The organism is Streptomyces sp. NPDC046831, assembly GCF_040645305.1.
In the GTDB taxonomy this organism is placed as follows: Bacteria; Actinomycetota; Actinomycetes; order Streptomycetales; family Streptomycetaceae; genus Streptomyces.
Genome location: NZ_JBEYXZ010000067.1, coordinates 1 through 9265, shown reverse-complemented (window position 1 = coordinate 9265; position 9265 = coordinate 1). Strand labels below are relative to the sequence as shown.

Here is a 9265-nt window from a genome sequence, read left to right as displayed (position 1 = left end):
TCGGGGAGCGTCTGGGGGTGTCGCAGATGCACGTGTCGCGTCTGCTGTCGCGCACGCTGAAGAACCTGCGCGAGGGCATGCTCTCCACCGGCTGATCCGGGACCGCGCGCCCGTGCGCCGCCCGCCCGCGGCGGGCCGCACCGGAGGCGCGCCGGCGTCCCGCCGCATCGAACGGAACCGGCCCGGGCCGGCGGCTCACCCCGCCGGCCCGGGCCGTTCACAGTGTGTGGAAGGACACCGCTCGAGACATTTCGGACGGCTGCCCGGCCCGTGAGGTGCACAGCCACGGACCAGAGCGGAGCAAGGATGCGAGGCTCCCACGACGGCACGGGCGGCAGGCCGCCCGGCGGCCGGGTCCACCCGTCCGGCACCCTGGTGCTCGGCGAGCGGAAGCCCTGACGACCCGGCCCGACGGCCGCTCCGGATCGCCCCGGCCCCTCCTACGGCTGCGCCATGGCCTGCGCGTACTGCTGCGTACCGCGCCGCAAGGGATACGCCAACCCGATCACCGTCTTCACCAGCATCGACGCGCTCCTGGCCCACGTGGGACGGCACATCACGCGGCTCGGCCCCAAACCGGAGCCCAACCAGTGCGACGCCCAGGCGTGGGCGCACGACATCGGCGAGAACGGCGACTGCTCGGTCGACGCGCTGATTACCGGCGGGGCAGCGGGGCGGCCCCGGCAGCACCGGGCCACCGCGCCCGGTCAGCTCCGCACGGGAACCTCCGCCGGGCGCTCGCAGTCCAGGAAGAGCTGGGGCTCCGGCATCGCCTCGGGGTGCGCGGGAGTGAAGACCTGGCTGTCCGCGGACAGCACCGTCAGACCCGCCTCCTCCACCATGGCGGTGAAGGCACCGGTGGAGAAGCTTCTCACCCGTACGGGCTGCCCCATGAAGACCCCCTCGGCGTCCTCCAGGTCCAGCGGCACGGTGGCGAGCACCATGGCGCCGCCCGGCCGCAGCGCCCGGGCCAGGCGGCGCACCAGTCCGGACTGCTCCTTACGGGACATCTGCAGCAGCGAGAAGTAGGCGCACACCGCGTCGAACGAGTCGTCGTCGAGCGGCACCGCCCGGATGTCGGCGCAGCGGAAGGAGGCCCCGGGCACCCGGCGGGCGGCGAGGCCCACCATCACGGGGGAGACGTCGACCCCCAGCACGTCGTGGCCCGCGGCGGCCAGCGCCGCGGCCGTGGGCCGGCCCGTGCCGCTGCCGACGTCCAGCACCCGGCTGCCGGGCGCGAGCCGGGCGAGCAGCCGCTCCAGCGAGGCCGCGTGCGCCGCCGAACCGGCGAACGCCTCCTCGTACCGTGCCCCCAGCGCGTCGAACACCGCCGCGGCCGGCCGGTGCTGATCCGCGTCGCCACCCACGATGCTGCCTCCCCTCGCGACGGTCACTGCCCGGCATCGTGGCATCCGCGGCACCGGGCCACAACCGGGTCCGGGGCGGCCGCCGTCCTGCCGGGGCTCACCCGTGACGGGTGATGCGTCCGCCGGGCGGCACGGCTGTCCTGGAAGGGGCCGCGGCCGGACGCCGGCTCGGGGACGAGGAACGGAGGGGCGCACATGTGCCGCTGGATCGCCTACTCGGGATCACCCATCCTTCTCAGCCGGGTCCTGTTCCAGCCGAAGTACTCCCTGATCGACCAGAGCCTGCACTCCCGCCTCGGCGTCGAGACGACGAACGGCGACGGGTTCGGGATCGGCTGGTACACGCAGGAGCGGTCCACTCCCGCCGTCCTGCGGGAGATCGACCCGGCGTGGAACAACCGCAATCTGCGGGAGGTCGCCCACCACGTGCGCTCGGGCCTGTTCTTCGCCCACATCAGGGCCTCGACGGGGACGGCGGTGCAGCAGACCAACTGCCACCCGTTCCGTTACGGCCGCTGGATGTGGATGCACAACGGGGCGATCGCCGGCTTCCGTGAGCTGCGGCGTGATCTCACGCTGGCCGTGGACCCCGCCCTGTACCCCGACATCGAGGGGTCCACCGACTCGGAGCTGATGTTCTTCCTCGCTCTCACCTTCGGCCTGCCGGAGGACCCGCCCGGTGCCGTGGCCCGCATGGCGGGCCTGGTCGAGCGCACGGGGCACGCGCACGACATCGCGCACCCGCTCCAGATGACCGTCGCGGTGACCGACGGCCGGTCCGTGTGGGCCTTCCGGTACTCCACCGTGGCCGCCTCGCGGTCGCTGTACTACAGCACCGAGGTCGGCGACCTCCGCGCTCTCCATCCGGACGCCGCCCTGCTGCGGGAGCTGTCGGACGACAGCCGCCTGATCGTGTCCGAACCGCTGGGCGACCTCCCCGGAGCCTGGAACGAGGTCCCGGAGAGCAGCTACAGCGTCGTCCAGCCCGGCGGGGACGCGATGCGCCCCTTCCGCCCCGACCTCGCCCACGCGTCCCGGAGCTAGCGCTCCGGGCGACGCCGGCTCGCGGGCCACCTCGCGGACCGGGCTTCTGTGCTGCCGTCCGCCGCGCCGGGCACCTGCCCCGCGGTCAGAACAGCGCCTCCTGCTGGAGCGGCGTGGGCGGACGCTTCGCCCGGCCGCGGACGCGGGGTGCGGGCGGCTCGTCGCCGAACAGCGGGTCCGTGCCGCACTCGTCCGGTTCGGCCGGTATCGCGGTGGGCCCGGTGCCCACCGCCAGACGCAGCGGTTCCTCCCGGTCGAAGTCCCCCGGGGTCATGCGCGTCCAGTCGCGGCCCTGCTGCTCGCTCACCCGTCTCCCTCCGTCTGCGGCGCCCGGCCGGCAGCCCGTCCGCCGTGCGCGGCCGGCGGCACCACCGCGCCGGCTCCCCGAGCCTAGGCCGTGTCCGCGAAGTCCCGTCTGCCCCGCGACGCCTGGCACGCTGCCCCGAGCTCCCGGCTTCGCTCCAGCAGGGGGTACCCACCGCTCGCCGCACCGGGCGAAGTCCCGAGTACATCCGGTACGAGGGTCTCCGCCCGGCACGCCGAGAGCACGCACCGGACGCCGCGGGGCCCGCCCTCCGGGCGGACGACGGCACTGTGCCGACACGGCCCAGGGCCTGCGTGACCGTGGCCCCCGCCGCGCTGCCCGCGCCACGGCGGGGCCGCCCTCGCCACCGGCTCTGGACCGAACGCGTTCCCGGAAGCGGCCGTCACGTCACCGGCGGGCGGCGAACCCGCTCCCGGCGGTCCGGCCGGGCCGGCCCGCGCACGCGGTTGCCGCCGGAGGGGATGCCGGGGCAGGGTTCGGATGTGGCTACTCTGCTGATCGTGCATCACACGCCCTCGCCGAACTGCCAGGCGATGTTCGAGGCCGTCGTCTCCGGCGCGACCGATCCGGACATCGAGGGCGTCCGGGTCGTACGGCGGGCCGCGCTGTCGGCGTCGGCGTCCGACGTGCTGGCCGCCGACGGGTACCTGCTCGGCACCCCGGCCAACCTCGGCTACATGTCCGGGGCCCTCAAGCACTTCTTCGACCAGATCTACTACCCCTGCCTGGACGAGACGCGGGGCCGGCCCTTCGGGTACTACGTGCACGGGGGCAACGACGTGACCGGGGCCGTGCGCGGCATCGAGACCGTCACGACGGGCCTCGGCTGGCGCCGGGCGGCCGAGGCGGTGCGCGTCACCGGTGAACCCGGCAAGGCCGACCTGGAGGCGTGCTGGGAGCTGGGCGCGGTGCTCGCGGCCGGCCTGACGCAGTGACGCCGGGCGCGGGGGAGGACAGCCCCCACGCCCGGCTGACGATCCCTCAGGGCTGCAGGGGCATGGTCCAGCAGTTGGATGTGGCGGGCTTGCCGGCGAGGCGGTCGGTCAGCCAGTTGACGGCGCTGCCCTGGTCCGCCAGCAGGGGGCCGAAGTGGTTGATCAGGGGGCTGCCGACGTCGAGCAGGGGCAGGGGCCGGTAGGTGACGTCGGCGCCCTTGCGGCACCAGTCGACCGCGAGCCGGCGGGACTGCGCGTGCGGGACGAGGTTGTCGCTGGTGCCGGTGGCCACCCGGACGGGGCCGGCCGGCTTCAGCTTGCCGATGCGCTGGCTGTCGAGGAACGCCGTGAGTTCGGGCGTGGAGCGGATGATGTCGCCGATGGACTTCCCGTCCGTCGTCCACCTCGTGCTGCGCGCGAAGCCGTACCGGAAGAGGGAGTCGCCGACGCACATCGTCGACAGGTCCGCCAGGGCGGCCTTGCCGGTGGCGTTGAGACGGGCGTTGGCGAGGGGTTCGAGCTCGGGTTCGGACTGGAGGAAGCCGTTCAGGGACCAGCCCAGGGCGCCCGCCAGTTCGGTGCCGTCGATGGCTTCGGTGACGTCGGTCAGGTTCGCGGGCGGCGCCCCGGAGTAGGTGCCCGCGAGGGGGACGTCGGGGGCGTAGGAGGGCTGGAGTTCTGCCGCGGCCGCGGTGGCGCCGCCGCCCTGGCTGTAGCCGAACAGGCCGACGCGCGAGGCGCGGGTGACCGAGGCTCCCTCCAGGGAGCGGGCGGCGCGGGCCGCGTCGAGGACGGCGTGGGCCTCGTCGACCCGGTTGACGTAGGTGTGCAGCCGGTCGGTGGCGCCCAGGCCGACGTAGTCGGTGACCACGACAGCGGCGCCCTCGGCCAGCAGCCGGTAGATCGACAGGTCCTCGTAACCGACGGACACCGTCTGCCCGTTGAACGCCAGCGGGTGCTCCAGGCCCATGGAGGCGGCGCACTGGTCGCCCTGCCCCATCGTGCCCGGTGCGACGACGACCAGCGGGCGGGCCCCGCCGCTCCGCCAGGCCGCCCTCGGCTCGATGTAGGCGCCGGTGACGGCGACCGGCTGCCCGCCCGCGTCGGTCGACTTGTACATCAGCCGTGTGGCCCGTCCCGGCAGCGGACCGCCGATGCCGGGCAGGCTCAGGGCCAGCCGGAGCGGTTCGCTGCGGACCACGGCGCCGTCCGCGGCGGGCAGCGTCTCGGGCGGGTCGTAGAAGGCGGGAATGGTGACGCCCCGGGAGACCACGGGGGCCGAGCCCGTGGCCGCGGCGGCCGGTAGGGCCTGGCTGCCGAGACAGGCGACGACGGAGACTGCTATGGCGACCAGACGTCTGCGCGCGGGCATGGGGAACCCCCTGGGATGCGGCCGGCAGGGAAGACGGCCTCCGTGCCCGGGCGGCCGGCAGCCACCCGGGCATGGAGGACCGGCGGCGTGAGGGCGCGCGGTCGTCCCACCGGACTCCCTCACGCCGTGGGGAAGTGGGCTGACCAGACCGTAGACGACCTGCGGTTACCGAAGGTACCCGGAAGTAGGTTACGGTTCAGTAATTTAACTGTGCGTCTGATAGGGTTCGCCGCCCGTCACGAAGGCACCACCTGTCCCGCGCGGCCCCCTCGTCTCCGCAGCCGTCATCCGCACTCGTCCGCTGCCCTGCCGCCCTGCCGCACCGCCCGCACGTCCCCGGTCCCGGTCCCGGCCGGACCGGGGCGGGGACCGGCCGGCGCCGGGGCGCCGGACGCCGTTACGCCGGCTTCAGCCCCTGGTCGCCCACCTCGGTGACGAAGGAGGCGGCCGTGGTGAGCGGCGCACCCGGGGTGGTGACGTGCGGCACCGTCTTGTAGTCCACGCGTGCCAGCTCCCGGCCGAGTTCGACCGTCGCGTAGCCGCGCCGGCCGTCGTAGAACCGCAGGTGCGGGTTGGCGGCCCGGTAGGCGCCCCAGTCGGACGGCTTCGCCGAGCCGTTGCCGCCGCTGGTGACCGACGTGGTGACGATCTCCGTGCCCAGGGTGCGCGAGTCCTGGTCGTCGAAGTCGCGCTTGATGTCGAACGCGTAGTGCACGTGCACGTCGCCCGTGAGCACCATGAGGTTGTCGACGCCGGCCGCCTCGGCCCCGGCCAGGACCCGCTCGCGAGAGGCCGGGTAGCCGTCCCAGGAGTCCATGGAGACCTTGGAGGGCACGGCGGTGGTGTTCCGGCGCTGGGAGAAGGTGACTTGCTGGGGCACCACGTTCCACACCGCGCGGGAGCGGCGCCAGCCGTCGATGAGCCAGCGCTCCTGGGTGGCGCCGGTCAGGGTGCGTGAGGGGTCCTCGGACTCGGGGCCCGGGTACTGCCAGCCGTCCCCGTAGGCCTGGTCGGACCGGTACTGACGGGTGTCCAGCACGTCGAACTGCGCGAGCCTGCCCCAGTGGAGGCGGCGGTAGAGCCTCAGATCGGGCCCGTCGGGCAGCTGGGGGCGGCGCAGGGGCATGTTCTCCCAGTAGGCCCGGTACGCGGCGGCCCGGCGCAGGAGGAACTCCTCGGTGGGGTCGTTCTTCTCCGAGACGTCGTCGGCGTAGTTGTTCTCCGTCTCGTGGTCGTCCCAGGTGACGACGAAGGGATGCGCGGCGTGCGCGGCCACCAGGTCCGGGTCCGACTTGTACAGCCCGTAGCGCAGCCGGTAGTCCCGCAGGGTCACCGTCTCGTGGTTGTGCACGTCCGGCACGGTGCCCGCGGCGTACGCGCGCGCCCCGCCCGCCGAGTTGACGGCGTACTCGTAGAGGTAGTCGCCGAGGTGGAAGACGACGTCGACGTCGTCCTCGGCGAGGTGCCGGTAGGCGGTGTAGTAGCCCTGGTCGTAGCGCTGGCAGGAGACCAGGCCGAAGGAGAGCGCGGAGGCCGCGCTGCCCGGCCCGGGCGCGGTGCGGGTGCGGCCGGTCCGGCTGATCCAGCTGCCGGCTCTGAAGCGGTAGTAGTAGACGCGGTTCTCGCCCAGACCGCCGACCTCGACGTGCACGGCGTGGTTGAACTCGGGGTGCGCGACGGCGGTGCCCCGCCGGAGCACGTGGCGGAAGCCCTCGTCACGGGCCAGCTCCCAGCGCACGGGAACGCGCCGGGCCGGCAGTCCGCCGTCGGCCTGGTGCGGCGCGGGGGCGAGCCGCGTCCACAGCAGCACCGAGCCGGGCAGCGGGTCGCCGGAGGCCACCCCGAGGGTGAAGGGGTCCTCGGTGAGCCGGGCCGGGTCGAGTTCGGCGGCGGCGGCGGTGCCGGACGCGGGCAGGTTCACCGCGAACGCGAGCGCGGCGGCCGCGCCGGTGACGGTCAGGAAGCGGCGACGGCCCAAGTGGCGTGCGGCCGTGCGGAATTCCGGGGTCGGGTCTGACGGGCGGGATGCGGGTGTCATCCGGGCCTCCCTGTCGAGGTGGTTGCCGGTTGCATTGGACTGGCCCCGGACGACATCGATTTGGAAGGTGCATGACACCGCGATGGCGGAATGATGAGTTCCGAACGCTGCCCGGCATCCCGCCCGGATGCGCGCCGGCGGCGGCAGTTTTGTGGCCGGCCGCCGCCGGCACGGACGCCGGCAGTGGTGAGCCCCCGTGAGCCGCGCGCCGCCGCCCGGACCGTCCCGAGCGGGCCGCCCACTCCGGACTCGGCGAACGTGCGCGCACGGCCCGGCGGGTGGCCGGACCCGGGAGTGGTACCGGGCCCGGCCCCGGGGGAGTGCTCACCCGGCCGCGGACGCGATCAAGTGCCGCTGCGGGACAGCCGCTTCCTACGGCAGCTTCACGAACGGCGACAGGAACGCCCGCGCGCCGGGCGTGTCCAGGCGGTAGGCGACATTCGTGGCGTAGCACGGGCTGTCGCCGGTGATGGTCGTGCCCACCAGCACCCGCTTTCCGCCCAGGACGGCGAAGTTCGGCCCGCCCGAATCGCCGTAGCAGGCGCCGCCGTTGCCCTGGGGTGCGGTCATGGCCAGGCGGACCCAGGCGTCGTTGAGGGCGTCGAAGCTCAGGGGCGCCTTCATGCGGACGCCGCCGCCCGGATGGGTCTGTCCGCCCGGTCCGTTGAGCGCCTCCTGCGTGCCGTAGCCGGCCACCAGCCAGTCGGTGGAGTTCAGCCCCTGCGGCCCCAGCGCCCCCAGCTCGTTCGCGGACGGCAGCGTGGCGGGCTTGAAGGACCAGCGGGAGGCGACCTTCGCGGCGGGCAGTTCGATCACCGCGATGTCGTGCGTGTCCGAGGACGGACCCGGATAGCCGGGGTGGGTGCGGGCGGTGCCCTCGACGGCGACGGCGCTCGCCTGGGCCGCCGGATCACCCGGGTACCTCTGCGCGGCGGCGTCCAGCCCCGCCTGGACGTCCTGGTCGAGCGAGACGTAGAACCGCACGTCGTCCGGCCAGTCGGTCGTGCAGTGCGCGGCGGTCAGGAACGTGTCCGCGTCGATCATCGTGCCGGAGCAGACCCAGTCGACCCGGTCCGGGGTCGCCGGATCGCTGTCGTTGTCCCATGTCGCCACGAGCGCGCCGACCTCGGTGCGTTCGGGTGCGGGCGTGGCGTTGTAGGAGTTGATCGCGGAGGAGGGCATCGCGGTGGCGAGCACGGCGGCGCAGGCCGCTGCGGTGACGGCGGTGGCGCGTACGGCGGTCAAGAAGAACCCCTTCGGTGGGTAGGACGGGTGTTCTCCTGTGGGGGTGAGGGGCATTGAATCGCCTGCGGCGGTCGCGATCAAGAGGTTCGCCGCCCCGCGTGAGGCGGTGTCGCCGGGCGGACGCCGCCGTGTGCGACGGGCTGTCGCGTCGGTGAGCCGCCGCGGGTGGCCGCTGACGCAGGCCGACGGCTCGAAGGACGTCTCCTCCGCGGCACCGGCCGCCTCTTCGCGGCCACGCCGGCTCCCGGCCCCGGAATCCGTCGAGGCCGGGGCGCCGCACGGGCCGCCCGGACATACCGGAGGCCTGCGCCGACGGCCGCACGGGGGCGGCCGTCGGCGCGCCGCGGGCCGTGTGTGACACTGCGCCCATGATCCGCACCGCGACCCCCGACGACGTCCCCGCGATCCACACACTGATCCGTGAGCTGGCCGAGTACGAGAAGGCGCCCGACGAGGCGCGGGCGACGCGGGAGCAGCTCGCGCGGGCGCTGTTCGGCGAGCACCCCGCGGCGTTCGCACACGTCGCCGAGGACGCGGACGGCGAGGTCGTGGGCTTCGCGCTGTGGTTCCTCAACTTCTCGACCTGGCGCGGTGTGCACGGCGTCTACCTGGAGGACCTGTACGTCCGCCCCGAGGCGCGCGGCGGCGGGCACGGCAAGGCGCTGCTGACCGAGCTGGCCCGGATCTGCGTGGACCGCGGCTACGAACGCCTGGAGTGGTCGGTCCTGAACTGGAACCGCCCCGCCATCGGCTTCTACGAGGCCCTGGACGCCCGCCCGCAGGACGAGTGGACGGTGTACCGCCTGACCGACGAGGCCCTGACCGCGCTGGGAGCCCGCGCCTAGTGCCGCGGGGGGGGGCCCGGGGGGCCCACCCGCGGCGGACCGGGGCGGCCCCGCCACCCGCCCCCCAAAGCCGCGGACCCGGGGCGGACCCCCC

Annotated in this window: 9 protein-coding genes and 1 pseudogene; 5 read left to right on the top strand and 5 right to left on the bottom strand. The window is 74.3% G+C overall.

Translation table 11 applies throughout. The annotated features are described in order from the left end of the window. Together ABZ920_RS30285 and ABZ920_RS30280 are read left to right on the top strand one after the other, a co-directional pair. Window positions 1–95, top strand: a 95-nt coding sequence (locus ABZ920_RS30285; protein WP_361512000.1) for a sigma factor-like helix-turn-helix DNA-binding protein, incomplete at its 5' end; no start/stop codon positions are given. A 274-nt stretch (window positions 96–369) separates the two neighbouring features. Further along, window positions 370–657: pseudogene (locus tag ABZ920_RS30280) on the top strand (spore photoproduct lyase family protein); the annotation flags it as partial. A 50-nt stretch (window positions 658–707) separates the two neighbouring features. Here the strand turns inward: ABZ920_RS30280 and ABZ920_RS30275 are convergent. Next, on the bottom strand, window positions 708–1412 hold the full coding sequence (locus tag ABZ920_RS30275; RefSeq protein WP_361511997.1) for a class I SAM-dependent methyltransferase: 705 nt from the start codon (window positions 1410–1412) through the stop codon (window positions 708–710). 150 nt (window positions 1413–1562) lie between these two features. On the opposite strand from ABZ920_RS30275, the gene ABZ920_RS30270 reads away from it, so the two are divergent. Beyond that, window positions 1563–2411, top strand: coding sequence for a class II glutamine amidotransferase (locus ABZ920_RS30270; protein WP_361511994.1), 849 nt, complete (start codon window positions 1563–1565; stop codon window positions 2409–2411). Window positions 2412–2496: 85 nt separating this feature from the next. Here ABZ920_RS30270 and ABZ920_RS30265 read toward each other — a convergent pair whose 3' ends face one another. Continuing rightward, window positions 2497–2718: a hypothetical protein gene (locus ABZ920_RS30265; protein ID WP_361511991.1), complete on the bottom strand. Its 222-nt coding sequence runs from the start codon at window positions 2716–2718 to the stop codon at window positions 2497–2499. Window positions 2719–3218: 500 nt separating this feature from the next. On the opposite strand from ABZ920_RS30265, the gene ABZ920_RS30260 reads away from it, so the two are divergent. Next, complete coding sequence (locus tag ABZ920_RS30260) at window positions 3219–3671, top strand: flavodoxin family protein (protein ID WP_361511988.1); 453 nt, start codon at window positions 3219–3221, stop codon at window positions 3669–3671. Window positions 3672–3717: 46 nt separating this feature from the next. Here ABZ920_RS30260 and ABZ920_RS30255 read toward each other — a convergent pair whose 3' ends face one another. The 3 genes from ABZ920_RS30255 to ABZ920_RS30245 all read right to left on the bottom strand — a co-directional run bounded on the left by ABZ920_RS30255 (window position 3718) and on the right by ABZ920_RS30245 (window position 8326). Further along, complete coding sequence (locus tag ABZ920_RS30255) at window positions 3718–5043, bottom strand: lipase family protein (RefSeq protein ID WP_361511986.1); 1326 nt, start codon at window positions 5041–5043, stop codon at window positions 3718–3720. A gap of 397 nt (window positions 5044–5440) precedes the next feature. Further along, complete coding sequence (locus ABZ920_RS30250; RefSeq protein ID WP_361511983.1) at window positions 5441–7081, bottom strand: alkaline phosphatase D family protein; 1641 nt, start codon at window positions 7079–7081, stop codon at window positions 5441–5443. 372 nt (window positions 7082–7453) lie between these two features. Further along, window positions 7454–8326, bottom strand: coding sequence for a trypsin-like serine protease (locus ABZ920_RS30245; protein ID WP_361511980.1), 873 nt, complete (start codon window positions 8324–8326; stop codon window positions 7454–7456). 368 nt (window positions 8327–8694) lie between these two features. On the opposite strand from ABZ920_RS30245, the gene ABZ920_RS30240 reads away from it, so the two are divergent. Next, window positions 8695–9171: a GNAT family N-acetyltransferase gene (locus ABZ920_RS30240; protein ID WP_361511977.1), complete on the top strand. Its 477-nt coding sequence runs from the start codon at window positions 8695–8697 to the stop codon at window positions 9169–9171. Window positions 9172–9265 lie beyond the last annotated feature (94 nt).